Origin of the sequence: Caballeronia sp. GAFFF2 (assembly GCF_023631485.1) — a bacterium.
In the GTDB taxonomy this organism is placed as follows: domain Bacteria; phylum Pseudomonadota; class Gammaproteobacteria; order Burkholderiales; family Burkholderiaceae; genus Caballeronia.
The window spans coordinates 222,832-246,101 of the sequence record NZ_JALQDA010000003.1 but is presented as its reverse complement, the minus strand read 5'-3'; the positions used below and the strand labels follow the sequence as shown (position 1 = coordinate 246,101).

General features: G+C 61.8%; 22 protein-coding genes. 13 read left to right on the top strand and 9 right to left on the bottom strand.

The features are described 5' to 3' along the window. Positions 1-63: 63 nt before the first annotated feature. On the bottom strand, positions 64-591 hold the full coding sequence (locus tag NCT04_RS01675) for a single-stranded DNA-binding protein (RefSeq protein ID WP_244826936.1): 528 nt from the start codon (positions 589-591) through the stop codon (positions 64-66). A 117-nt stretch (positions 592-708) separates the two neighbouring features. Further along, on the bottom strand, positions 709-1,911 hold the full coding sequence (locus NCT04_RS01670; protein WP_250462885.1) for an MFS transporter: 1,203 nt from the start codon (positions 1,909-1,911) through the stop codon (positions 709-711). A 358-nt stretch (positions 1,912-2,269) separates the two neighbouring features. Between NCT04_RS01670 and uvrA the strand changes: the two genes are divergently transcribed. Beyond that, a complete protein-coding gene (uvrA, locus tag NCT04_RS01665; protein ID WP_250462882.1) occupies positions 2,270-5,143 on the top strand; it encodes an excinuclease ABC subunit UvrA in 2,874 nt (957 codons plus the stop codon). A gap of 103 nt (positions 5,144-5,246) precedes the next feature. Then, complete coding sequence (locus NCT04_RS01660; protein ID WP_244826933.1) at positions 5,247-6,335, top strand: AI-2E family transporter; 1,089 nt, start codon at positions 5,247-5,249, stop codon at positions 6,333-6,335. 72 nt (positions 6,336-6,407) lie between these two features. Here the strand turns inward: NCT04_RS01660 and purU are convergent, their stop codons facing one another. The 5 genes from purU to NCT04_RS01635 all read right to left on the bottom strand — a co-directional run bounded on the left by purU (position 6,408) and on the right by NCT04_RS01635 (position 11,564). Next, positions 6,408-7,277: a formyltetrahydrofolate deformylase gene (purU, locus tag NCT04_RS01655; protein WP_250462879.1), complete on the bottom strand. Its 870-nt coding sequence runs from the start codon at positions 7,275-7,277 to the stop codon at positions 6,408-6,410. Positions 7,278-7,301: 24 nt separating this feature from the next. Continuing rightward, positions 7,302-8,147 carry an NUDIX hydrolase gene (locus NCT04_RS01650; RefSeq protein ID WP_250462876.1) on the bottom strand — a complete coding sequence of 282 codons (846 nt, stop codon included), beginning with the start codon at positions 8,145-8,147 and terminating at the stop codon, positions 7,302-7,304. A 182-nt stretch (positions 8,148-8,329) separates the two neighbouring features. Then, positions 8,330-8,944, bottom strand: coding sequence for a LysE family translocator (locus tag NCT04_RS01645; protein ID WP_250462873.1), 615 nt, complete (start codon positions 8,942-8,944; stop codon positions 8,330-8,332). A 1-nt stretch (position 8,945) separates the two neighbouring features. Next, positions 8,946-9,512 carry an adenine phosphoribosyltransferase gene (locus NCT04_RS01640; protein WP_250462870.1) on the bottom strand — a complete coding sequence of 189 codons (567 nt, stop codon included), beginning with the start codon at positions 9,510-9,512 and terminating at the stop codon, positions 8,946-8,948. Positions 9,513-9,569: 57 nt separating this feature from the next. Further along, a complete protein-coding gene (locus tag NCT04_RS01635) occupies positions 9,570-11,564 on the bottom strand; it encodes a monovalent cation:proton antiporter family protein (RefSeq protein ID WP_250462867.1) in 1,995 nt (664 codons plus the stop codon). Positions 11,565-11,725: 161 nt separating this feature from the next. On the opposite strand from NCT04_RS01635, the gene kdsD reads away from it, so the two are divergent. The 11 genes from kdsD to NCT04_RS01580 all read left to right on the top strand — a co-directional run bounded on the left by kdsD (position 11,726) and on the right by NCT04_RS01580 (position 21,297). Then, the gene (kdsD, locus tag NCT04_RS01630; RefSeq protein WP_244826927.1) at positions 11,726-12,709 is read left to right on the top strand and encodes an arabinose 5-phosphate isomerase KdsD; all 984 of its coding nucleotides are present in this window, start codon (positions 11,726-11,728) and stop codon (positions 12,707-12,709) included. Further along, positions 12,709-13,275, top strand: a complete 567-nt coding sequence (locus NCT04_RS01625) for a KdsC family phosphatase (RefSeq protein WP_250462864.1) — start codon at positions 12,709-12,711, stop codon at positions 13,273-13,275. The genes kdsD and NCT04_RS01625 overlap by 1 nt, the downstream gene beginning before the upstream one ends. Before the next feature lie 4 nt (positions 13,276-13,279). Continuing rightward, positions 13,280-13,882 (top strand): LPS export ABC transporter periplasmic protein LptC, encoded by a 603-nt coding sequence (lptC, locus tag NCT04_RS01620; protein ID WP_244826925.1) that lies wholly within the window; start codon positions 13,280-13,282, stop codon positions 13,880-13,882. Positions 13,883-13,922: 40 nt separating this feature from the next. Further along, complete coding sequence (lptA, locus tag NCT04_RS01615) at positions 13,923-14,624, top strand: lipopolysaccharide transport periplasmic protein LptA (protein ID WP_244826924.1); 702 nt, start codon at positions 13,923-13,925, stop codon at positions 14,622-14,624. An 11-nt stretch (positions 14,625-14,635) separates the two neighbouring features. Further along, a complete protein-coding gene (gene lptB, locus NCT04_RS01610) occupies positions 14,636-15,403 on the top strand; it encodes an LPS export ABC transporter ATP-binding protein (RefSeq protein WP_244826923.1) in 768 nt (255 codons plus the stop codon). A gap of 149 nt (positions 15,404-15,552) precedes the next feature. Next, positions 15,553-17,070, top strand: coding sequence for an RNA polymerase factor sigma-54 (locus tag NCT04_RS01605; RefSeq protein ID WP_244826922.1), 1,518 nt, complete (start codon positions 15,553-15,555; stop codon positions 17,068-17,070). Positions 17,071-17,249: 179 nt separating this feature from the next. Continuing rightward, a complete protein-coding gene (hpf, locus tag NCT04_RS01600; RefSeq protein ID WP_244826921.1) occupies positions 17,250-17,609 on the top strand; it encodes a ribosome hibernation-promoting factor, HPF/YfiA family in 360 nt (119 codons plus the stop codon). A 396-nt stretch (positions 17,610-18,005) separates the two neighbouring features. Further along, a complete protein-coding gene (ptsN, locus tag NCT04_RS01595) occupies positions 18,006-18,461 on the top strand; it encodes a PTS IIA-like nitrogen regulatory protein PtsN (RefSeq protein ID WP_244826919.1) in 456 nt (151 codons plus the stop codon). A gap of 222 nt (positions 18,462-18,683) precedes the next feature. Continuing rightward, positions 18,684-19,652, top strand: coding sequence for an HPr(Ser) kinase/phosphatase (gene hprK, locus NCT04_RS01590; RefSeq protein ID WP_061172712.1), 969 nt, complete (start codon positions 18,684-18,686; stop codon positions 19,650-19,652). Between the two features lie 80 nt (positions 19,653-19,732). Beyond that, positions 19,733-20,629 (top strand): RNase adapter RapZ, encoded by an 897-nt coding sequence (gene rapZ, locus NCT04_RS01585; RefSeq protein WP_250462862.1) that lies wholly within the window; start codon positions 19,733-19,735, stop codon positions 20,627-20,629. A gap of 35 nt (positions 20,630-20,664) precedes the next feature. Then, positions 20,665-21,297 carry an LON peptidase substrate-binding domain-containing protein gene (locus NCT04_RS01580; RefSeq protein WP_244826917.1) on the top strand — a complete coding sequence of 211 codons (633 nt, stop codon included), beginning with the start codon at positions 20,665-20,667 and terminating at the stop codon, positions 21,295-21,297. Between the two features lie 4 nt (positions 21,298-21,301). Here the strand turns inward: NCT04_RS01580 and mutY are convergent, their stop codons facing one another. After that, on the bottom strand, positions 21,302-22,363 hold the full coding sequence (mutY, locus tag NCT04_RS01575; RefSeq protein WP_250462860.1) for an A/G-specific adenine glycosylase: 1,062 nt from the start codon (positions 22,361-22,363) through the stop codon (positions 21,302-21,304). Between the two features lie 5 nt (positions 22,364-22,368). Then, on the bottom strand, positions 22,369-23,199 hold the full coding sequence (gene mutM, locus NCT04_RS01570) for a bifunctional DNA-formamidopyrimidine glycosylase/DNA-(apurinic or apyrimidinic site) lyase (RefSeq protein ID WP_250462858.1): 831 nt from the start codon (positions 23,197-23,199) through the stop codon (positions 22,369-22,371). Between the last annotated feature and the right edge of the window lie 71 nt (positions 23,200-23,270).

Genomic DNA, 23,270 nt, shown 5'->3' with positions numbered 1-23,270 from the left:
AAAAAAAAACCTCCGACAATTAATGCCGGAGGCTTAGCGTTTAAACAAATTTGTTGCGAGTCGTCAGAACGGGATATCGTCGTCCATGTCTTCGAAACCGCCGCCCGCAGGTTGGCTCGGACGGCTCGATCCGCCACCCGCTCCACCGCCCGCAGCGCGCCCGCCTGCCGGCGCGCGGCCGCCACCACCACCGCCGCCTGAGCGCTCCATCGGCGCGCTGCGGCTGTAGCCGCCGTCATCGCCGCCGCCTGCTCCGCCGCGGCCACCGAGCATTTGCATCTGATCGGCAACGATCTCGGTCGAATAGCGCTCTTGCCCCGCCTGATCGGTCCACTTGCGCGTGCGAATGCGCCCTTCGATATACACCGACGAGCCCTTCTTCAAATACTCGTTCACGATCTCGGCAAGACGCCCGAAGAACGCCACGCGATGCCACTCCGTGAGTTCCTTCATCTCGCCAGACGACTTTTCCTTGTAACGGTCGGTCGTCGCGAGACGAATGTTGGCCACGGCGTCGCCGCTCGGAAGGTAGCGCGTTTCCGGGTCGGCGCCCAGATTGCCTACGAGAATGACCTTGTTGACAGATGCCATGATTTCTCCGGTAAATTCCTTGCCCACTAGCAGTTATGCGACGTTATCAGTTCAACCCTCTTCCAGGGAAGAGGACGGGAAACATCGCACTGCCTCAATATGATTAATACAGATTCGCTACGCCGCGCGCTCGACCCTGCGCGGCGGCGCCTTCATTTTCGACGCGACGATCAACCATGCCAGCACCAGCGCCGAACACGAGAAAAACACCGCACTCGGGCCATCCAGCTTGAGCAGCCAGCCGCCGATCACGCCACCAAGCGCGAGCCCGATAGACTGCGTCGTGTTGTACACCCCGGCGGCCGCGCCCTTGCGGGTGCCTGGCGCCAGTTTGGACACAAGCGAAGGTTGCGACGCCTCCAGCACGTTGAAGCCCAAGAAGTACACAAACAGGATCGCGGCCACAGACCATAGCGTATGGGGAGCCGCGCCTAATAACAACTGGCCGATCAGGATAAGAAAAATCGCACTCAACATGACCGCTTTCATCTTGCCGCGCTTCTCGGCGGCGATGATTGCCGGAACCATCATCACGAAAGCGAGGCCCATCACCGGAAGATAAATCTTCCAGTGCGAGGCGACCGGTAATCCGCCCGCTTCGAGAATGCGCGGCACGACGAGAAAGAGCGCGGTTTGGGTTGCGTGCAGCACCAGCACGCCGAAGTTCAGACGCAGCAGCTCGACGTTGTGCAGCACCTCGGCGAAAGGCGCCTTGACGTGAACCGGCGGCACGGGCGGGTCCGGCACGACCCACAAGACCACGCCGACCGCGACGATCGACAGCACGCCGATCACCGTGAACAAGCCGCTCATGCCGACCCAGTGGAACAGGATCGGTGCGCCAACGATAGCGACCGCGAACGAGACGCCGATGCTCGCGCCGACCATCGCCATGGCCTTGGTGCGATTTTCTTCTTCAGTTAGATCGGCGATGAACGCGATCACCGCCGACGACACCGCGCCCATGCCCTGAATCACACGTCCGGCGATGATCCACGCCATGGAGTGCCCCGCCGCCGCCACGAAGCTGCCGAGCGCGAACACGAGCAGGCCGAATGCGATCACGGGTTTGCGGCCCAGCTTGTCTGAAATCCAGCCATAGAAGATGTAGAGCATGGACTGCGTGACGCCGTAAGCGCCGAGCGCTATGCCGACGAGAAACACGTCATCGCCGCCAGGGATGGTTTTCGCGTAAATGGAAAACACCGGCATGATCATGAAGAGGCCGAGCATGCGCAGCGCGAAGATCGCGGCGAGCGACACGGTTGCGCGCAATTCCGGCGCGGACAAACGTGTGGACGTGGCAGACGGATTGGACATCAGGAACGGAAATGGGTGAGGGTCGCGACTGGCCTGACGCGTGGGGAGCGCGGCGCGGCCGCCTTGTTCTGGCTCGAAACGGCACTATATGCGACACACGGCGGCTCGCGCGCCGCACGACCTGCGGCCATTAACGCGAAAGCGCCTGGGAAACGGAAAAGCCGTTGGAAAGTCGCCGAGAAGCCTTGAGAGCCCCTGAGAGCCCCCGAGAGCCTTTTGGCACGGGCGCCGCACCCTGCAAAAGTCGCTATAGTAGCAGGTTTAGCCCCCTTACTTTGTCGTCCGGTAGTCGCAGGAAACCCCGCGCCACGACCTAAAAGACGCCCGACAGACCCCCGAAAGAACCCGGAAGAGACTCGTGGAAGAAATTCGTATTCGTGGGGCTCGCACCCACAATTTGAAGAACGTCAATCTCGACTTGCCGCGTCACAAGCTGATTGTGATTACGGGGTTGTCCGGGTCGGGCAAGTCGTCGCTGGCATTCGATACGCTTTACGCCGAAGGTCAGCGCCGCTATGTCGAGAGCCTCTCGGCGTACGCGCGGCAATTTCTGCAGCTGATGGAAAAGCCCGATGTCGATCTGATCGAAGGCCTCTCACCGGCCATTTCGATCGAACAAAAAGCCACCTCGCATAATCCGCGTTCGACGGTCGGCACCGTCACCGAGATTCACGATTATCTGCGTCTGCTGTTTGCGCGCGTCGGCACACCTTATTGCCCCGATCATCTGATTCCGCTCGAAGCGCAAAGCGTCTCGCAGATGGTCGATGCCGCGCTCGCGCTGCCCGAGGAAACCAAGCTGATGATCCTCGCGCCCGTCGTCGTGGATCGCAAGGGCGAGCACGTCGAGTTATTCGAAGAGATGCAGGCGCAGGGCTTTATTCGCTTTCGCATTCGTTCGGGCGGCGGCACGGCGAACGAAGGCGTCGCGAAAATCTATGAAGTGGACTCGCTGCCGAAGCTCAAGAAGAACGACAAGCACACCATCGACGTGGTGATCGACCGGCTTAAAGTGCGCCCGGACATGAAGCAGCGCCTGGCGGAATCGTTCGAGACCGCGCTGCGTCTCGCCGATGGCCGCGCGATCGCGCTCGAAATGGATACCGAAAACGAAAAGCTCTTCAGCTCGAAGTTCGCGTGCCCGATCTGTTCGTACTCGCTGCCGGAACTGGAGCCGCGCCTTTTCTCGTTCAACAATCCGATGGGCGCGTGCCCGGAATGCGACGGCTTGGGCCAGATCACGTTTTTCGATCCGAAGCGCGTGGTCGCGCATCCTTCGCTCTCGCTCGCGGCGGGCGCGGTGAAGGGCTGGGACCGGCGCAATCAGTTCTATTTTCAGATGCTGCAAAGTCTCGCGGCGTTCTACGAATACGACATCGACGCGCCGTTCGAGGAACTGCCGGAAAAGGTGCGCAAGACGCTTTTGTACGGTTCGGGCAAGCAGGTCATTCCGTTCTCGTACATCAACGAGCGCGGGCGCGCTTCGGTGAGAGAGCACGCATTCGAAGGCATTCTGCCGAATCTGGAGCGTCGTTATCGCGAAACGGACTCGGCCGCCGTGCGCGAGGAACTGGCGAAGTATCAGAACAATCAGGCGTGCCCGGCCTGCGAGGGCACGCGTCTGCGCCGCGAGGCGCGTTTCGTCAAAGTCGGTTCCGGCGATGACGCTCGCGGCATCTACGAAGTCAGCGGCTGGCCGTTGCGCGATACGCTCGGCTACTTCCAGACGCTACGGCTCGACGGCGCGAAAGGTGAGATCGCGGACAAGGTGGTCAAGGAAATCGTCGCGCGGCTGTCGTTCCTGAATAACGTCGGGCTCGATTACCTGTCGCTCGAACGCAGCGCCGAAACGCTCTCGGGCGGCGAGGCGCAGCGCATCCGGCTCGCGTCGCAGATCGGCTCGGGCTTGACCGGGGTGATGTACGTGCTCGATGAGCCGTCCATCGGCCTGCATCAGCGCGACAACGACCGGCTCATCGCCACGCTCAAGCATCTGCGCGATATCGGCAACTCGGTGATCGTGGTCGAGCATGACGAAGACATGATCCGCATGGCCGATTACGTCGTCGACATGGGGCCGGGCGCGGGCGTGCATGGCGGCGTGATCGTCGCGCAAGGCACGCCGAATCAGGTGCAGAAAGACCCGAATTCGATCACGGGACAGTATTTGTCGGGCAAGCGGACTATCGGTTATCCGTCCGAGCGGACCGCGCCGGACGAGCGGCAGCTTCGTATTGTCGAGGCGTATGGCAATAATCTGAAGCGCGTGACGCTCGATTTGCCCGTCGGGCTTCTGACTTGCGTGACCGGCGTCTCGGGTTCGGGCAAGTCCACGCTTATCAACGACACGTTGCAACACGCGGTTGCCCAACATTTGTACGGATCATCGACCGAGCCCGCGCCGTATGAGTCCATCGAAGGTCTCGAACACTTCGACAAAGTGATCGCCGTCGATCAATCACCGATCGGCCGCACGCCGCGCTCGAACCCGGCCACTTATACCGGACTGTTCACGCCCATCCGCGAACTCTTCGCCGGCGTGCCGGCCGCGAAGGAGCGCGGTTACGATCCCGGCCGTTTTTCGTTCAACGTGAAGGGCGGACGCTGCGAGGCGTGTCAGGGCGATGGCGTCATCAAGGTCGAAATGCACTTTCTGCCGGATGTCTATGTGCCCTGCGACGTGTGCCACGGCAAGCGCTACAACCGCGAAACGCTCGACATTCAGTACAAGGGTAAGAACATCAGCGAAGTGCTCAACCTCACGGTGGAAGCCGCGCACGAGTTCTTCAAGCCGGTGCCGGTCGTCGCGCGCAAGCTGAAGACGCTGCTGGAAGTGGGCCTCGGTTATATCCGGCTCGGCCAGTCGGCGACCACGCTTTCGGGTGGCGAGGCACAGCGCGTCAAGCTTTCGCTGGAACTGAGCAAGCGCGACACCGGTCGGACTCTTTATATCCTCGATGAACCGACGACCGGTCTGCACTTCCACGACATCGCGCTTCTGCTCGAAGTGATCCACCGTCTGCGAGATCAGGGCAACACGGTCGTGATCATCGAGCATAATCTCGACGTGATCAAAACGGCGGATTGGGTCATCGACCTCGGTCCGGAAGGCGGCGCGGGCGGCGGCCAGATCATCGCTCAGGGAACACCCGAGCAGGTCGCGAAATCGAAAGCGAGCTTTACGGGCAGATATCTGGCACCCTTGCTGCAACGGCCCAAGTCGGCGGCGTAGCATGGTTGCGGCGCGCCACTTGCGCCGCGCGCCATAGCCGTTCGAAATGCGCCGCGATACGCGGCACGAATAACCGTCGCAAGCAGGGAAAAGGAACGCAGTCATGGCGAAGCGCAACGAAGCGGCCAACGAGGAGCGACGCATACGGGATCTTCCCGCGCGCCCCGTCAGGCTGACGAGCGACATGAGCATGCCGAAGTTGTCCGCCGTGGAGATCGGCAGCTATCTGGCGGCGTTCGCGGGTATGTACCTGGTTTTGCAGCTTAAGTTGTTGGGCGGACTGCTCGCCGGCATGCTGGTGTTCCAACTGGTTCACATGATCGCGCCCGTGATCGAGCGGCACGTCATGAGCCGCGGCGCGCGGCTGGTGTCCGTCGTCATCATCTCCACGATCATCATCGGCGGGCTCACGTTCGCGACGATAGCCATCATCGAGCACTTCCAGCAAGACGTGCCGAGCCTGCAAAAATTGCTGGATCAGTTGATGAGCATCACGTCGCACGCAAGGCTGCGCGTGCCGGATTGGATCGCCAATTACCTCCCGGTCGATGCCGATCAGATGAAAGACCGCGCCGCCGACCTCATGCACAAGCACGCCGAGCAATTGCAGCAAGGCGGCAAGGAAATGGCGCGCGGCTTCGGGCATATACTGATCGGCATGATCATTGGCGCGATCATCGCGGTCGGAGCGCCGAAGCAGGCGCATCGGTTGCCGTTATCCACCGCGCTCGTCACGCGCGTGTCGCGCTTCTCGGATGCCTTCCGCCGCATCGTCTTCGCGCAGATCAAGATTTCGGCGATCAACGCGGTTTTCACCGCGCTGTATTTGCTGGTCGCGTTGCCGCTCTTTCACGAGCGTTTGCCGCTGTCGAAGACACTCGTGCTGATCACGTTCATCGTCGGTCTGCTGCCGGTAATCGGCAATCTCATTTCCAACACCATCATTGTCGGGATTTCATTGTCGGTTTCGTTCGGCACGGCGGTGGCGTCGCTCGGCTTTCTCATCGTCATTCACAAGCTCGAGTATTTCCTGAACGCGCGCATCATCGGCGGGCAGATCGAGGCGCGCGCGTGGGAACTGCTGCTCGCCATGCTCGCGATGGAAGCCGCGTTCGGTCTTCCGGGCGTAATCGCCGCGCCGATTTTCTACGCGTATATCAAGCGCGAACTGATTTATTTGCGGCTCGTCTGAAGCGTGCATCGACATAAAAAAACCCCGCTGAATCTTTGAATTCAGCGGGGTTTCTCGTTTTGACGGCGATGCTTACCGGAACACCACCGTCTTGCTCCCATTCAGCACGACGCGATGCTCCACATGCCACTTCACCGCGCGCGCGAGCGTCACGCATTCGACATCGCGGCCAATGGCGGTCAGTTGATCCGGCGTCATGTTGTGATCGACGCGCTCCACTTCCTGCTCGATGATCGGCCCTTCGTCGAGGTCGGACGTCACGTAATGGGCGGTCGCGCCGATCAGCTTCACGCCGCGATCGAACGCCTGATAGTACGGCTTCGCGCCCTTGAAGCTCGGCAGGAACGAGTGATGAATGTTGATCGCGCGGCCCGCGAGTTTGTCGCACATTTCGGTGGAGAGAATCTGCATGTAGCGCGCGAGCACGACGAGGTCGGTATCGTTCTGGTCGATGATCTCCATCACGCGCGCTTCCTGCGCGGCCTTCGCCTGCGGCGTGCCGTTGAGCAGCGGCAGATGATGGAACGGAATGTCGTAGCTCGCGGCGAGCTGATAAAAATCCTTGTGATTCGACACGATAGCCGCGATGTCGACCTGCAACTGGCCCGTGCGATAACGGAACAGCAGATCGTTCAGACAGTGGCCGATCTTCGACACCATGATGACCACGCGCGGCTTCACCGATGCATCGTGCAACTCCCAGCGCATGCCGAACGTGTCGGCCAGTTCGCCGAACGACGTGCGCAGCGCATCGAGGCCGGGATCGCCGCCGACTTCCTGAAAATGCACGCGCATGAAGAACTCGCCGGTGTGGCTGTCGCCGAACTGCGCCGAGTCCAGAATGTTCGCGCCGAGATTGAACAGAAACCCGGAAACGGCATGCACGATTCCCGGACGGTCCGGGCACGACAACTTCAGGATGAAACTATGTTCGGTCGACATGACCCGGTTACTCCTTAATCATTGTTAGAGCGATGGCGGCGTGTAGAGCGCGGCGATGCCTTCGCACGCTTCCTCGTCGATCCAGCGGTGGCGCAGCAGGCAATCGAGGGTGGCGAGCGTCGCATCGACGGTGAATTCGCCTTCCTCGATCCAGCGCGCGACATCCTCGATGCGCGCCAGGCGATGTTCGCCGACTTCGCCGTCCTGATTTTGCGGCGTGAAGTCGTCCGGAAGCTCGATGTCGTAGACGAAAAGCTGCTCGGCCTGCGTGCCTTCGGGAATCATCTGCAGCACGTGGAGCGTGCCGCCGGGCGTGGCCGTCGACGCGAGTTCGGCCGGCATGCCCGCTTCTTCCCAGCATTCCTTCACGAGCGTCGGCTCGATATCCATACCCCAGCCGATGCCGCCCGCGACCACGTTGTCGAGCCTGCCGGGATCGACGGACTTGGTATCGCTGCGGCGCGCGATCCACAACCGCGGCGCGCCATCGCGATATTTTACGATGCCGTTCAGATGCACTGCGTAAGTCATCGTGCCGAAGAAGCGCGAGGCCGCGCGTTCGATGAACGCGAGCGGCGCTGCTTGGAAGTCGTTGCGAATCGCGTAGGTTTCGTTGCGCCAGCCGGGAATCTTGCCCTGCTGAGCGAGCGTGTCGATGACATCGTGAAGCGCGGCCGTGCGCGCATCGACGTCGTTCAGCGATGGATGCAGCCGCACCGCGGTTGCATCGACTACGAAGATGTTCGGCCAGCGCGTGAGCGATGCGACATCGAAAGCGCGGATCCAGCCGACGCGCTCCTCGCCGATCAGAAAAGGCACATGCAGGGTGGCGTCGAAATGGCGGGCAGCGGCGATCGAAGGCAGGGACATGAAGGCTCCGGCAGGCTCGGCGGCCCGTGAAAGGCCGAAAATTGTAGCGCGGCCAATTGAATCGAAGACTGGGCTTTCGCGCTCGCGGCTTGAGCGTTGGTGAGCGCTCGAAAGCGCTGGTGAGCGTTCGACGAGCCTTCGTGGCGCTGGTTAGCGTTCGTGAGCGTTCGAAAGCGCCCGCCTCAATCCTTCAACGCGACGCGAATCCCGAGCGCGATGAACGTCACGCCAGCCACACGATCCAGCCACAAGCCCACGCGCGGACGGCGCTTGAGCCACGAACCGATCATGCCCGCGCCGATGCCGAAGAGCGAGAACACCACGACCGTTTGCAGCATGAACGCGCCGCCAAGTTCGAACATCTGCAGCATCACGCTTTGCGCGCCGTGCGGATCGACGAATTGCGGCAGAAACACGATAAAGAACAACGTGACCTTCGGATTGAGCATGTTGCCGATCACGCTCTGCCGGAACACGGTCGAAAGCGGTTGGCTCGCGCGTTCATGCGCGGTCGCGATGCCACGGCTGCGCAAAGCCTTGATGCCGATCCACACGAGATAAGCCGCGCCCGCGAGCTTCACGGCCTCGAACGCCATCGGCGACGAGCGCAAGAGCGCCGCAATGCCGAGCGCCGCGAGCGTCGTGTGAAAGATCACGCCGCACGCAAAGCCGAGCGCCGCCACGATGCCCGCAAGCCGTCCTTGCGAGATGCCGCGCGCAAGCACTTGCAGATTGTCCGGCCCCGGCGCGACGGTAATCGCCACCGATGCGGCAAGAAAGAGGAGGAAATTCGGCATCTCAATGCCCCGCGAATTCACAAACGATGTAAAGCGGCACGCCGCTTTCACGCAGCAGTTTCGAGCCGCCCAAATCCGGCAAGTCGATGATCGCCGCCGCTTCCACCACTTCCGCACCGAGCCGGTCCAGCAAAATCTTGCCTGCCATCATGGTGCCGCCGGTCGCGACCAGATCGTCGACGAGCACGATGCGATCGCCCGGTTTGCACGCGTCTTCGTGAATCTCGACGGTCGCGCTGCCATATTCGAGCTCGTAGGACTGTGAGAGCGTCTTGTACGGGAGCTTGCCTTTCTTGCGGATCGGCACGAAACCCAGGCTCAGTTCGTACGCGAGAATCGGCCCGATGATGAAACCGCGCGCATCGAGACCGGCGATCGAATCGAGTTTTGCATCGATATAACGCTGCACGAACAGGTCGACCAACGTGCGCAGCGCGCGCCGGTCCTGCAAGACGGGCGTGATGTCGCGAAACTGCACGCCGGCCTGCGGCCAGTCTTCGACGGTGCGCACGCGCTCCTTGATGAAACGCGCGGCGTCCGGCGTGACGTTCGTAGGGGTAAAGGACATGACTTCTCCAAGTCCGCGCTGTGAGGCCGCGCCCGCCTTGACGATGAAGAGAAAAAATTACGCTGCCCGGCGGTTGCGCGAAAGCCGCTCTTCGGCTTGCGCGAGCCCTTCGGGCATGCCGCGCAAGACGACGATGTCGTTCGCGCGCAGCTTGGTGTCGGGGGCGGGTTCGACGCCCCGGATGCCGTGGCGCCGGATCGCGGTGACCTCGACACCGTTGCCGACGAGCCCCAGATCGTCGAGCGAATGCCCGACCGCGTCCGATTTCTCGTCGATCGGTACGGATTGTAGCCGCACCTGCTCGTGGCCATCGTCGTCGTCATCGTCATCGGCGCCGTGAAAGTAGCCGCGCAGCATGCTGTAGCGCGCGTCGCGCATTTCCTCGACGCGCCGCACGACGCGGCGCATCGGCACGCCCATCAGCACGAGCGTGTGCGACGCCAGCATCAGGCTGCCTTCGACGATCTCCGGAATCACTTCCGTCGCGCCCGCTGCGGTGAGCTTTTCGAGATCGGCGTCGTCGACGGTACGCACGATCACCGGCAAGGTGGGCGCGAGTTCGTGGATGTTGTGGAGCACGCGCATCGCGGATGGCGTATTCGCGTAAGTGATCGCGACCGTCGCCGCGCGATGCAGACCCGCCGCGAGCAGCGATTCGCGGCGCCCGGCATCGCCGAACACGACCGATTCGCCGGCCGCCGCCGCTGCCGCCACGCGATCCGGGTCGAGGTCGAGCGCCACGTAGGAAATGCCTTCCTGCTCCAGCATGCGCGCGAGATTCTGCCCGGCGCGGCCGTATCCGCAAATGATCACGTGACCGCTTTGCTTGAGACTTTGCGTCGCGATCTTCGTCATTTGCAGCGATTGCAGCATCCATTCCGTCGACGACAGCCGCAGCACGATCCGGTCGGCGTTCTGGATGATGAACGGCGCGGCGAGCATGGACAGCAGCATCGCGGAAAGAATGGCCTGCAGGATGGTCGGATCGACGAGATGCGAATCCAGAATCAGATTCAGCAGCACGAAGCCGAATTCGCCCGCCTGCGCAAGCCCGAGACCCGTGCGCATGGCGACGCCCGGCGTCGCGCCGAACAGACGCGAGAGCCCGGTGATCATCACGGCCTTGAGCAGAATCGGCAGGATCAGAAAGCCGAGCACGAGAAACGGATGCTCCCAGATCACGCGCGGGTTCAGGAGCATGCCGGTCGTCACGAAGAAAAGCCCGAGCAGCACGTCGCGAAACGGCTTGATGTCCTCTTCCACCTGATGCCGGTAAGGTGTCTCGGCGATCAACATGCCCGCGATGAACGCGCCGAGCGCAAGCGACAGCCCGAACTTGTCGGTGATGAACGCGGCGCCGAGCGTCACCAGCAAGAGGTTCAGCATGAAGAGCTCTTGCGAGCGCCGGCGCGCGACCAGATCGAACCAGCGCGTCATGAACTTCTGGCCGATGAACAGCAGCACCGTCAACGCGACCACGATCTTGATCGCCGCGATGCCGAGCCACATCGCGAGTTGCGACGAATTGCCGTTGCCGAACGCCGCGATGATGATGAGCAGCGGCACCACCGCCAGATCCTGAAACAGCAACACGCCGAAGATGTTGCGACCGTGCTCCGATTCGAGTTCGAGCCGTTCCGCGAGCAGCTTGCTCACGATCGCGGTCGAGGACATCGACAACGCGCCGCCGAGCGCGAAGCTCGCCTGCCAGGACATCGGAATCCAGAAATTGGCGATCCACCCGAACAGCAGCGCAAGCACGATGGTCGCCCCGACCTGGCTCGCGCCGAGTCCGAACACGATGCGCCGCATCGAGCGCAGCTTCGACAGCGAGAATTCGAGTCCGATGGAAAACATCAGGAACACCACGCCGAATTCGGCGAGATGCTGGGCGCGGTCGCTATCCGGCGCGATGCCGGCCGCATGCGGACCCACGATGATGCCGACGGTCAGATAACCGAGCATCGGCGGCAAATTGAAAAAGCGAAATACGACGACGCCTGCCACTGAGCAGAGCAGCAACAGCAGCGTCATTTCGAGCGGAGAAATCATCCGTCCAGCGTCCTCGTTCGTCGGCGTTCCGGCACGCGCGAAGGCCGCGCGACGGTGTCGTGGAAAGGCCCCTGACGCCGGGGCCTGCGGGGGCGGATAGGCGGCGGCGCGTCACGCCCTTGAGCGGCGCGGCGAAGAAACGCCTTTGCTATACTCCGCGCATGATAGCGAAAATCAATGGCGACCGGGCACTGGGACTCGCTCGCGACGTGATCCAGATCGAAGCCGACGCCGTTCGCGGGCTTTCAGAACTTCTCGACGAAAACTTCACGAACGCAGTCGAAACGCTGCTTGCCTGCCGCGGGCGCGTGGTCGTGTCCGGCATCGGCAAGTCGGGACACGTGGCGCGCAAGTTCGCCGCCACGCTCGCAAGCACGGGCACGCCGGCGTTCTTCGTGCATCCGGCCGAGGCGAGCCACGGCGACCTGGGCATGGTCACGGCCGACGACATTTTCATCGCGTTGTCCAACTCGGGCGAAACCGAGGAACTCGTCGCTATTTTGCCGCTCATCAAGCGTCTTGGCGCAAAACTCATCGCCATTACGGGACGGCCCGAATCCAGCCTCGCGCAACTTGCGGACATGCATCTGAACGTGCGCGTCGAAAAGGAAGCGTGTCCCATGAATCTCGCGCCCACGGCCAGCACCACGGCCGCGCTTGCCATGGGCGATGCCCTCGCCGTCGCCGTGCTCGATGCGCGCGGCTTCGGTCCCGAGGATTTCGCGCGTTCGCATCCGGGCGGCGCGCTCGGCCGGCGCCTCCTGACTTATGTGCGCGACGTGATGCGCGTGGGCGACGAAGTGCCGGTCGTCTCGCTCGACGCCACGGTATCGGACGCGCTCTTTCAGATCACAGCCAAGCGCATGGGCATGACGGCGGTCATCAACGGCGATCGTCACGTGGAAGGCATCTTCACGGACGGCGACCTGCGTCGCATCCTGCAGCGCGACGGCGATTTCCGCGCGCTGAAACTCGCCGATGTCATGACGCGTAATCCGCGCACGATCGGTCCGGACCATCTTGCCGTCGAAGCCGTGGAACTGATGGAGCGCTTTCGTATCAATCAGATGCTGGTCGTGGACGCCGACGCGACACTGATCGGCGCGCTGAACATGCACGACCTCTTTTCCAAGAAGGTGATCTGATGGCGCAAACGCCTTCTTCCGCCGCTTCTGACGCATCCGCCGCGTCCGCTATCGAACGCGCGAGCCGCGTGAAGCTCATGATTTTCGATGTCGACGGAGTCTTCACCGACGGCAGCCTCTTCTTCACCGCCGAAGGCGACGCGATGAAATCGTTCAACTCGCTCGACGGCCACGGCGTGAAGATGCTTCAGTCGGTCGGGGTACAGACGGCGATCATCACGGGCCGCAAGTCGGGCATCGTCGCGGCGCGCGCGAAGGAACTGGGCGTCACGCATCTTTATCAGGGCGTCGCGGACAAGACCGTTGCCCTCGCCGGGTTGCTCGCCGCGACCAAAATAGCCGCCGACGAAGCCGGCTACATGGGCGACGACTGGCCCGACCTCGCCGTGATGCGCCGCTGCGGTTTCGCGGCCGCGCCGGCGGACGCGCATCCGGAAGTGATCCAACGCGTGCATTTCGTGGCCGAAGCGCGTGGCGGTCAAGGCGCGGTGCGCGAAGTCTGCGACGTCATCTTGCGCGCGCAGAACCGCTACGACGCGCTGCTCGCCGCGGCGCTCGGAGAATAAGCCAATGCCTCGTCCCGGCCGTTTCTCCTCCTTACTGCCGCTCGTCGCCATGGCGGCGCTCGCGGGCATCACCTATTGGCTTCTGCAGAGCACGCTGCCGTCCGGTGCGCCCGCGCCCGAGCAGCCAAAGCGTCATACCGCCGATTACTTCGCCGAGAATTTTTCCGTCTCCGAACTCGATACCTCGGGCACGACGCAGTATCGCCTCACGGCCAAGTCCATGGTGCATTACGAAGACGACGAAAACAGCGACCTGACGCTGCCCGCCATGCGCATGTTCCAGCCGCAAAAGCCCACCGTCACGGCGACGGCGCAGCGCGGCACGGTGAACGGCGACGTGTCCATCGTCGATCTCTACGACAACGCCCGCATCCTGCGCGCAGCCGGTTTCGGCGATCCGCAGATGCAGGCGGATTCGCAGCATTTTCGTGTGCTGGTGAACGACGATGTCATCGAGACGGAAAAACCGGTTAGACTTCAGCGCGGCCCGTCCGTGATGACGGCCAACGGCATGAACTACAACAACGTGACCCGGGAAATGAAGCTCTTTGGTAACGTGCGCGGCGCGATAGCCGCGTCGGACATCAATGGCGGCTCGTCAAAGTAACCTAGTTATCCCGGCAAATCCTTCCGAATTTTGTGACTGCATGAACCAAAGCTTCCCTCGTCCCGATGGCGGCCACACGCGCGCAATGTTCGCGCGCCGCACCGCGCACGCCGTGCGGGCCGGGCTCGCGGCCGCCCTGGTCTCGCTGACTTCGCTCACCGCGATGCTGGCGCTGCCAACTGCGGCGCACGCCGAAAAGGCCGACCGCGACAAGCCGCTCAACATCGAAGCGGACAACATGTCCTACGACGACCTGAACCAGAAGAACGTGTTCACCGGTCACGTCGTTGCGACCAAAGGCACGATCGTCATCAAGGCGGATCGCGTCGATGTCACGCAAGATCCACAGGGCTATCAGTACGCGACCGGCACCTCGACCGGCAACAATCTCTCGTACTTCCGTCAAAAGCGCGATGGTCTCGATGAGTACATCGACGGCAACGCGGTTCGTATCGACTACGACGGCAAGAACGACTTCACCAAACTCACGACGCGCGCCACCGTGCGCCGCCTGCAAGGCCTGACCAAGGTGCAGGACGAAGTGCACGGCAGCGTCATCACCTACGACGGTCAGAAAGACTTCTACACGGCAACCGCTGGCAAGGACGTGGCCTCACCAGGCAATCCGACCGGCCGTGTGCGCGCCATGCTCGCGCCGCGCAGCGGCAACGCGGCGTCGCTGGATGGCCCGCCCGCCACGCTTGCACCGTCGAACACTCTAAAGGGAACGCCGCAGCAGTGAACTCGCCAGCCATGCCCCACCGTAAGCCGGAAGGCCAGTCGAGCTCGCTGGTCGTGCGCAATCTGAAGAAGCGTTACGGCTCGCGCACCGTGGTGAAAGACGTGTCGCTCGATGTGAAGAGCGGCGAAGTCGTCGGTCTGCTCGGGCCGAACGGCGCAGGCAAGACTACGTCGTTTTATATGATCGTCGGCCTCGTGCCGCTCGATGCAGGCGAAATCGTGCTCGACGATACCTCGATCAGCCTTCTGCCCATTCACCAGCGCGCGCATCTCGGTTTGTCGTATCTTCCGCAGGAAGCCTCGGTGTTTCGCAAGCTCACCGTCGAGCAGAACATTCGCGCGGTGCTCGAACTGCAGACGGACGAAACGGGCAAACGCCTGTCCAAAGACGCCATTACACAGCGCGCCGAAGCCCTGCTCGATGAACTGCAGATTGCGCATCTGCGTGAGAATCCGGCGTTGTCGCTGTCGGGCGGCGAGCGCCGGCGCGTTGAAATTGCGCGCGCGCTTGCAACCAACCCGAGCTTCATCCTGCTCGACGAGCCGTTCGCGGGCGTCGATCCTATCGCGGTGCTGGAAATCCAGAAGATCGTGAAGTTTCTGAAGCAGCGCAACATCGGCGTGCTGATCACGGACCACAACGTGCGCGAGACGCTTGGCATTTGCGACCACGCGTACATCATCAGCGATGGCAGCGTGCTGGCAGCGGGTGCGCCGAGCGAGATCATCGAGAATGAAAACGTACGGCGCGTTTATCTGGGTGAGCATTTCCGCATGTAACGCGTAGGACGAAAGGCGCGTGTACCGCGCCGCATCAAGTCGCAAGTGCAATTTTTACGTGCCGCCCACCGAGGCGGCACACGCTTTTTTGGATTCGCCGCGAGGTTTCGCGCGCGTGGCAAACTCTCTACAATGAATAAAAATTTGCCATGAAAGCCAGCCTCCAACTCCGACTATCGCAGCATCTTGCGCTGACCCCACAACTGCAGCAGTCCATCCGGCTGCTGCAGTTGTCGACGCTCGAATTGCAGCAGGAAGTGGCGATGGCCATCGCGCAAAATCCGCTGCTCGAGAACGAGGACGACTGGATCGCGAGCCCGCTGCGCGTCGCGGCAGACGGCTCGCTGATCTCGTCTCCCGCTTCGAACAATTCGGCGCCCGAACCCATGATGAGCAACGGCTCGTCATCGAGCACGTCGAGTTCCGATCGCTCGGAGAACGGCGAGCCGCAAGGTGTCGACGAATACAACGGCATGGGCTCCGACAACGGCGCGGATTCGAGTTCGTGGAACCTCGAAGACTATGGCCGTTCGAACAATGCCTCCGACGACGACGATCTCCCGCCGCTGCAAATCCACGAATCGACCACGACGCTGCGTGACCATCTGACCGCGCAGTTGCGCATGACGTCGGCGAACCAGCGCGATCGCGCGCTGATTACGTTCCTGATCGAGTCATTGGACGAAGACGGTTATCTCACGGCCACGCTCGAAGAAGTCCAGGCCGATCTGCCCGACGAACTTGAAGTCGATGTCGACGAACTCAGCGCGGCACTCGCCTTGCTGCAGAGTTTCGATCCGCCCGGTGTGGGCGGCCGCTCGGCATCCGAGTGTTTGAAGCTGCAATTGCTGCGACTGGATGGTTCGCCCACGCGCACGCTTGCGCTGGACATCGTCAACAATCATCTGGAATTGCTTGCCGCGCGAGATTTCACGCGTCTGCGCAAGCATCTGAAGGCGAGCGACGATTCGCTGCGGGACGCGCATTTGCTAATTAAGTCATTGGAGCCGTTTCCAGGAGCTGCCTATGGCAAGAGCGAAGCCGATTACGTCGTACCGGACATTCTCGTGCGCAAGATGTCTGGCGGGTGGACCGCTGAGTTGAATCCGGAGATTGTGCCGAAGCTGCGTATCAACCACTTGTACGCGAACATTTTGCGTAACAACCGTGGTGATCCGGGCAGCGGTTCGTTGCGGCAACAACTTCAGGAAGCGCGCTGGCTCATCAAGAATATTCAGCAGAGATTCGAGACGATTCTTCGCGTCGCGCAGGCCATTGTCGAGCGTCAGAAGAACTTCTTCGCTCATGGCGAAATCGCCATGCGGCCCTTGGTTTTGAGGGAAATAGCTGATACGCTGGGTTTACACGAGTCGACGGTTTCACGCGTGACGACCGGAAAGTACATGCTCACCCCATTCGGGACGCTTGAATTTAAGTACTTCTTCGGATCGCATGTTTCGACTGACACTGGAGGCGCGGCATCGTCCACGGCGATCCGGGCCCTCATCAAGCAACTGATAGGAGCGGAAGACCCTAAAACTCCTCTTTCAGACAGCCGCATCGCCGAACTGCTGGCGGAACAAGGCTTCGTGGTTGCGCGGCGCACTGTCGCCAAGTATCGCGAGGCACTGAGAATTCCCGCAGTGAATCTGCGCAAGTCTCTTTAACCCGTCTCTATAGTCTGTCGCATGTCGCGACGGACGTTTACCGGCCGCAGCGCAAATGCGCGGACGAGCCGGCCGGTGCGCCCTTCCTCACGCGCTCGTAGCTCATGCGCTCTGGAGCCGCATCGCCGACCGGTATCGGACGAGCCTTGGCCTGGCGGCCATCAGCTTGGAGAGCAACTATGAACTTGAAGATCAGTGGACACCACCTCGAATTGACGCCTGCGTTGCGCGAGTACGTGATCACGAAACTGGACAGGGTGCTGCGTCACTTCGATCAAGTGATCGACGGCAGCGTTGTCCTCTCGGTCGACAATCATAGGGAAAAGGACAAGCGGCAAAAGTGTGAAATCAACTTGCACGTGAAGGGCAAGGACATTTTCATCGAGAGTTGTGACGTTGATATGTACGCGGCCATCGATCTGATGGTGGACAAGCTGGATCGTCAGGTCATCAAGCACAAGGACAAGATCCAGGGCCACGCTCACGAGGCCATCAAGTACCGCGCCGAAGCGCAAGAACTGGAAGCGCCGTCGCCCTGAATGCGGCGCGTCGCGTGATCCGAGGTCGTTTTGCACGTGCCCGCCGCCAGCCGGTGGGCGGGTTTGGAGGAAATCCTCCAACCTTGGCCGAACAGTCATCGAGAGCACAGACCAGAGCAAAGCCGCCCGCCTTGGCGGCTTTTTTGTTGGGAATCGGTGACGAGTCAGTACAAGCCATTGATTTCCCGGGTTTTGTACTGCACATTGAATTGCAATAGGGCAATGGCGCGCCGCACCATCACGCATTACCCTGTTCTATAATGGCCCGGTTGTTACAGGGGTTAACCAAACAGATACGCTGCAGGAAGCCCAAGCGCATTTTCCGTCCGATCGTCGCCGTGAGCGCTTACAGTAGCCACGATGAGGAGCTATCAGGCCACGCATCAGCCTGCCAACATGAATCGTTTAGCTAAATTTCTTCCCATCGAGAACGTGGTTCTCGGACTGGCCGTTACCAGCAAGAAGCGTGTATTCGAGCAGGCGGGTCTGATTTTCGAGAACCAGAACGGCATCGCCCGCAGCATCGTCACCGACAATCTCTTCGCTCGTGAGCGTCTCGGCTCGACTGGCCTCGGCGAAGGCGTCGCCATTCCACATGGCCGCATCAAGGGGCTGAAGCAACCGCTCGCCGCCTTCGTGCGCCTGGCGGAGCCTGTCGCGTTCGAATCGCCCGACGGGCAGCCGGTTTCGCTCCTGATCTTCCTGCTCGTGCCCGAGCAGGCGACCCAGCAGCATCTTGAAATTCTCTCGGAGATCGCGCAATTACTCTCCGACAGCGAAGCGCGCGAGCGTTTGCACAAGGAAGAAAATCGCGAGGCCCTGTATCAGGTCCTCACGCAGTGGCAGCCATAAGCGGCGCGCTCGCATTGCCGAGAGCCGCATTTGCAGCAGGTCAGCCGCCCTTTCCAGGCTTTTTGGGGCGTCTCGCTTATGCGGTGCTTCTGCGGCACAATCGTTTCAAACGCGGTCTGAACGCGGGTCAAACGCAGTGAAATGCAGCACCATGCGGCTGATTGAAGCAATTCGCTTCGGCGCGCGTTGGCTGCTCCCGGCTTCCAACGGAGTTCCGGCCTCATGGATACGTCCAGCATCAACGCCCAAAGCATTTTCGACGACAACGCCGCCACTTTGAAGCTCAGTTGGCTGACTGGGCACGAAGGCTGGGAACGCGGGTTTTCGAGTGAAACCGTTGCCAACGCGACCTCCAGCGCGGACTTGGTCGGCCACCTGAATCTGATTCACCCCAACCGTATCCAGGTGCTCGGCGACGCCGAGATCAACTACTACCAGCGCCAGTCCGACGAAGACCGTTCGCGCCACATGGCCGAACTGATCGCACTGGAACCGCCGTTTCTCGTGGTGGCCGGCGAAGTCGGCGCGCCGCCGGAACTCGTGCTGCGCTGCACGCGATCGTCCACACCGCTTTTCACGACGCGCATGTCCGCGGCCGCTGTCATCGACAGTCTGCGCGCTTACATGTCACGCATTCTCGCGCCACGCGCCACGCTGCATGGCGTGTTCATCGACATTCTGGGTATGGGAGTGCTTCTGACCGGCGACTCCGGCCTCGGCAAAAGCGAACTCGGGCTGGAGTTGATCAGCCGTGGTCACGGTCTGGTGGCCGACGACGCCGTGGATTTCGTGCGCCTTGGTCCTGATTTCGTCGAAGGGCGCTGCCCGCCCCTGCTGCAAAATCTGCTCGAAGTGCGCGGTCTCGGTCTGCTGGACATCAAGACGATTTTCGGCGAGACCGCCGTGCGCCGCAAAATGAAACTCAAGCTGATCGTGCAACTGGTCCGTCGGCCGGATGGCGAGTTTCAACGGCTTCCGCTGGAAAGTCAGACCGTGGATGTTCTCGGTCTGCCGATCAGCAAAGTGACGATTCAAGTCGCTGCGGGCCGAAACCTTGCTGTGCTGGTAGAAGCGGCGGTACGCAATACGATCCTGCAATTGCGCGGTATCGACACGTTGCGGGACTTCATGGACCGTCAGCGGCTCGCCATGCAGGACCCGGATAGCCAGTTCCCCGGCAAACTGATCTGATTTCCCGCCCGAGTTCACGCTCGAAGCGCGAAAAACGGACCCGAAGCCAGTGCTAAGATAAGGCAATTGAAGCGAAGCCCATGCGTATCATCCTGATCACCGGCATCTCCGGCTCTGGCAAATCGGTTGCGCTGAACGCTCTCGCGGACGGCGGCTACTACTGCGTCGACAATCTGCCGCCGCGCTTCTTGCCCGAACTGGCCGATTACCTGTCGAGCGAAGGACAGCAGCGTCTCGCCGTCGCCATCGACGCGCGTTCGAGCCATTCCCTGGACGATGTCCCCGGCATCATCCACACACTGTCTAGCAAGTACGACCTGCGCGTGTTGTTCCTCAACGCAAGCACGCAGTCGCTCATTCAGCGCTTCTCCGAGACGCGTCGCCGTCACCCGCTTTCCGGTTCACCCATGCACGAGGCCGATGTCGGCGTGCTCAACTCGCTCGCGGAAGCCATCGAGCGGGAACGCGAACTCGTGGCCGACCTGGCCGAGTACGGCCATCAGATCGACACCAGCAATCTGCGCGCAAACGTCCTGCGCGCGTGGGTCAAGCGCTTCGTCGAAACCGATGCCGCCGACCTCACCCTCATGTTCGAATCGTTCGGCTTCAAGCGCGGCGTGCCGCTCGACGCCGATCTTGTTTTCGACGTGCGCACACTGCCGAATCCTTATTACGACCGCGAGTTGCGCCCGTTCACGGGCCTCGATCAGCCGATCATCGACTATCTTTCGGCGCAGCCCATGGTCGGCGAGATGATCGACGACATTGGCGAATTCGTCGGCAAATGGCTGCCGCGCTTTCGCGACGATAACCGCAGCTATCTCACGGTTGCGATCGGCTGCACAGGCGGGCAACATCGCTCGGTGTACATCGCACAGGCGCTGGCCGCGCGCTTTCGCGGCGACGCCAATGTGATCGTGCGGCATCGTGACGCGCCCATCCCCGTGGATGACAGCGCAATCCACACGCGAACCTGATCGCCGCGTCGGCGGTCGCAAACTGGAGGCGCGCAATGTCCTCGAACCCCGTTCTAGCCGACTTGCCGCTGTTTCCGCTTCACACCGTCCTCTTTCCCGGCGGCCTGCTGCCGCTCAAGATTTTCGAGGCGCGTTATCTCGACATGGCGCGTTCGTGTCTGCGCGAGAAGTCGCCGTTCGGCGTGTGCCTGTTAAAGAGCGGTCACGAGATCGCGTCGCCGGGAGATCCGTCGGTGCCGGAAAGCATCGGCTGTCTTGCCGAAATCACGGAATGCGATGTCGATACCTTCGGCCTCCTGCTCGTGCAGGCGCGCGGAACGGAACGCTTTCGGCTCGTGACGCATCGCGTCGACCCGAGCAATCTGCTGGTTGGAACGGCGGAAGTGCTGGGCGAGGATCAGCCGCTGCATGGCGCCGAAACGCTCGCCAAGTTCGGCGCGTGCGCGGAGGTGCTGGAGCGCATCATCGAGACCATCAAAACGCGCGAGCCGCAGAACCTTCCGTTCGTCGAGCCCTATCTCTTCGACGACCCCACTTGGGTGTCGAACCGTCTTGCCGAAATCCTGCCGATTCCCATGCGCGCGCGCCAGAAGCTCATGGAACTGATGGATGCCGGCGCGCGTATCGACGTCGTGCATCACTACATGCAGCATCATCAACTGCTTTAGCGCTTCAGATGAGCGAGCCGGTGAGCCCGTCGAGCAGCTTGCGAACGGGCGCGGGAACGCCGAACGCATCGAGCCGGGAAAGCGGCGCCCAGACGGTTTGCGCGTCGTTCAGTTCGCGCGGCGTGCCACGGGTTTCGCCGAGACGCGGCTCGATTTCCAGCTTGAAATGCGTGAACGTATGCGAAAGCGGCGCAAGCCGCTGCAACTGCGCGTCGCCGCCAAAACTGTGCGCCACGGCCGCGAGCGCGGCTTCGTCGGCGGCTTCGGGCAAGCTCCAGAGACCGCCCCAGATTCCCGTCGGCGGACGCTTTTCTAGCAGGATCGAATCGCCGTCTTTCAGCACCAGCATCCACGTCTTGCGCGTCGGCACCGCTTTTTTCGGACGCGCCGCCGGCAACTCGCTCTGACGTCCTTCCACGTTCGCCACACAATCCGGCGCGAACGGACAGCGCGCGCAATCGGGCTTGCCGCGCACGCACAGCGTCGCGCCGAGGTCCATCAGGCCTTGCGTGTAGGCGGTGACTTCATCCTTGTTGGCGGCATCGGGCAAGAGCGATTCGGCGAGCGTCCACATTGCGTTCTCCACACGTTTTTCGCCTGGAAAACCTTCGACGCCGAACACGCGCGCAAGCACACGCTTCACGTTGCCATCGAGGATCGTCGCGCGTGCGGCGAACGCGAACGATGCAATCGCCGCCGCCGTCGATCGGCCGATGCCCGGCAATTCCGCGAGCGCTTCGACTGTCCGCGGAAACGCGCCGCCGTGTTCGAACGCCACGACCTGCGCGCAGCGATGCAGATTGCGCGCGCGCGAGTAATAGCCGAGCCCGGCCCAGAGCGCCATCACGTCGTCGATCGGGGCGTCCGCGAGCGCAGTCACGGTCGGGAAACGTTCGAGAAAACGCGCGTAGTACGGAATGACCGTGCTGACCTGCGTCTGCTGCAGCATGATCTCCGAGAGCCAGATGCGGTAAGCATCGCGCGTGTTCTGCCACGGCAGGTCGTGACGGCCGTGAATGCGTTGCCACGCGATCAGGCGCGCGGAAAAGTCTGTAAGAGCGAGCATTGAGTTCAACGTTGGCAGCGCGGGCAGAAGTACGTCGAGCGTTGCCCCTGGACGATTTGCTTGATGGCGGTGCCGCAAACATGGCAGGGCAATCCGGCGCGATCATAGACGAAATAGTCGAGCTGGAAGTAGCCCGATTCGCCATTGCTGCCGACAAAGTCGCGCAGCGTGCTGCCGCCCTTTTCGATCGCCGCCGCGAGCGTCACGCGCACGGCATCGGCGAGCAGATCGTAGCGCACGAGCGAGATGCGCCCGGCGGCAGTCGTCGGACGAATGCCCGCGCGAAACAAGCTCTCCGACGCGTAGATATTGCCCACGCCCACGACGATTCCACCCGCAAGCAGCGCCTGCTTCACCGACACCTTGCGCCCGCGCGTCGCGCGAAACAGCAGCGCGCCCGAGAATTCGGGCGAGAACGGTTCGACGCCGAGACTCGCGAGCAAGGGATGAGCGAGCACGTTGCCATCGGCGCGTGCTTGCCACAGAATCGCGCCGAAGCGACGCGGATCGCGAAAGCGCAGGATGAAGTCATCGAACACGATATCGACGTGATCGTGCTTGGCGGCATCCGGTGGGCGCGGCACGTTACGCAAGACGCGCAACGTGCCTGTCATGCCGAGATGCACGATGAGCCAGCCTTCGGCCGTCTCGAACAGCAGATATTTGCCGCGCCTTTCGACCTTCTCTATTTTCAGGCGCGCGAGCGTCTTCGCGAGATGCGCCGGAATGGGCCAGCGCAGCGCGGGCGTACGCACATCGACATGCTCGACGCGCCTTCCGGCGACATACGGTTCGATTCCGCGACGGGTGACTTCTACTTCCGGCAGTTCTGGCATATTTCCTGGAGAGCGTCTTGCTGGGACGAGTGTGCCGGTATTTTAGCCACCGCGTTACAATCGACCGAAAC

Bases quoted from the DNA above. Each gene is read 5' to 3' on its own strand.
- NCT04_RS01675 (WP_244826936.1), bottom strand. From the start codon at position 591: ATGGCATCTGTCAACAAGGTCATTCTCGTAGGCAATCTGGGCGCCGAC.
- NCT04_RS01670 (WP_250462885.1), bottom strand. From the start codon at position 1,911: ATGTCCAATCCGTCTGCCACGTCCACACGTTTGTCCGCGCCGGAATTG.
- NCT04_RS01660 (WP_244826933.1), top strand. From the start codon at position 5,247: ATGGCGAAGCGCAACGAAGCGGCCAACGAGGAGCGACGCATACGGGAT.
- purU (WP_250462879.1), bottom strand. From the start codon at position 7,277: ATGTCGACCGAACATAGTTTCATCCTGAAGTTGTCGTGCCCGGACCGT.
- NCT04_RS01650 (WP_250462876.1), bottom strand. From the start codon at position 8,147: ATGTCCCTGCCTTCGATCGCCGCTGCCCGCCATTTCGACGCCACCCTG.
- NCT04_RS01645 (WP_250462873.1), bottom strand. From the start codon at position 8,944: ATGCCGAATTTCCTCCTCTTTCTTGCCGCATCGGTGGCGATTACCGTC.
- NCT04_RS01640 (WP_250462870.1), bottom strand. From the start codon at position 9,512: ATGTCCTTTACCCCTACGAACGTCACGCCGGACGCCGCGCGTTTCATC.
- NCT04_RS01635 (WP_250462867.1), bottom strand. From the start codon at position 11,564: ATGATTTCTCCGCTCGAAATGACGCTGCTGTTGCTGCTCTGCTCAGTG.
- kdsD (WP_244826927.1), top strand. From the start codon at position 11,726: ATGATAGCGAAAATCAATGGCGACCGGGCACTGGGACTCGCTCGCGAC.
- NCT04_RS01625 (WP_250462864.1), top strand. From the start codon at position 12,709: ATGGCGCAAACGCCTTCTTCCGCCGCTTCTGACGCATCCGCCGCGTCC.
- lptC (WP_244826925.1), top strand. From the start codon at position 13,280: ATGCCTCGTCCCGGCCGTTTCTCCTCCTTACTGCCGCTCGTCGCCATG.
- lptA (WP_244826924.1), top strand. From the start codon at position 13,923: ATGAACCAAAGCTTCCCTCGTCCCGATGGCGGCCACACGCGCGCAATG.
- lptB (WP_244826923.1), top strand. From the start codon at position 14,636: ATGCCCCACCGTAAGCCGGAAGGCCAGTCGAGCTCGCTGGTCGTGCGC.
- NCT04_RS01605 (WP_244826922.1), top strand. From the start codon at position 15,553: ATGAAAGCCAGCCTCCAACTCCGACTATCGCAGCATCTTGCGCTGACC.
- hpf (WP_244826921.1), top strand. From the start codon at position 17,250: ATGAACTTGAAGATCAGTGGACACCACCTCGAATTGACGCCTGCGTTG.
- ptsN (WP_244826919.1), top strand. From the start codon at position 18,006: ATGAATCGTTTAGCTAAATTTCTTCCCATCGAGAACGTGGTTCTCGGA.
- hprK (WP_061172712.1), top strand. From the start codon at position 18,684: ATGGATACGTCCAGCATCAACGCCCAAAGCATTTTCGACGACAACGCC.
- rapZ (WP_250462862.1), top strand. From the start codon at position 19,733: ATGCGTATCATCCTGATCACCGGCATCTCCGGCTCTGGCAAATCGGTT.
- NCT04_RS01580 (WP_244826917.1), top strand. From the start codon at position 20,665: ATGTCCTCGAACCCCGTTCTAGCCGACTTGCCGCTGTTTCCGCTTCAC.
- mutY (WP_250462860.1), bottom strand. From the start codon at position 22,363: ATGCTCGCTCTTACAGACTTTTCCGCGCGCCTGATCGCGTGGCAACGC.
- mutM (WP_250462858.1), bottom strand. From the start codon at position 23,199: ATGCCAGAACTGCCGGAAGTAGAAGTCACCCGTCGCGGAATCGAACCG.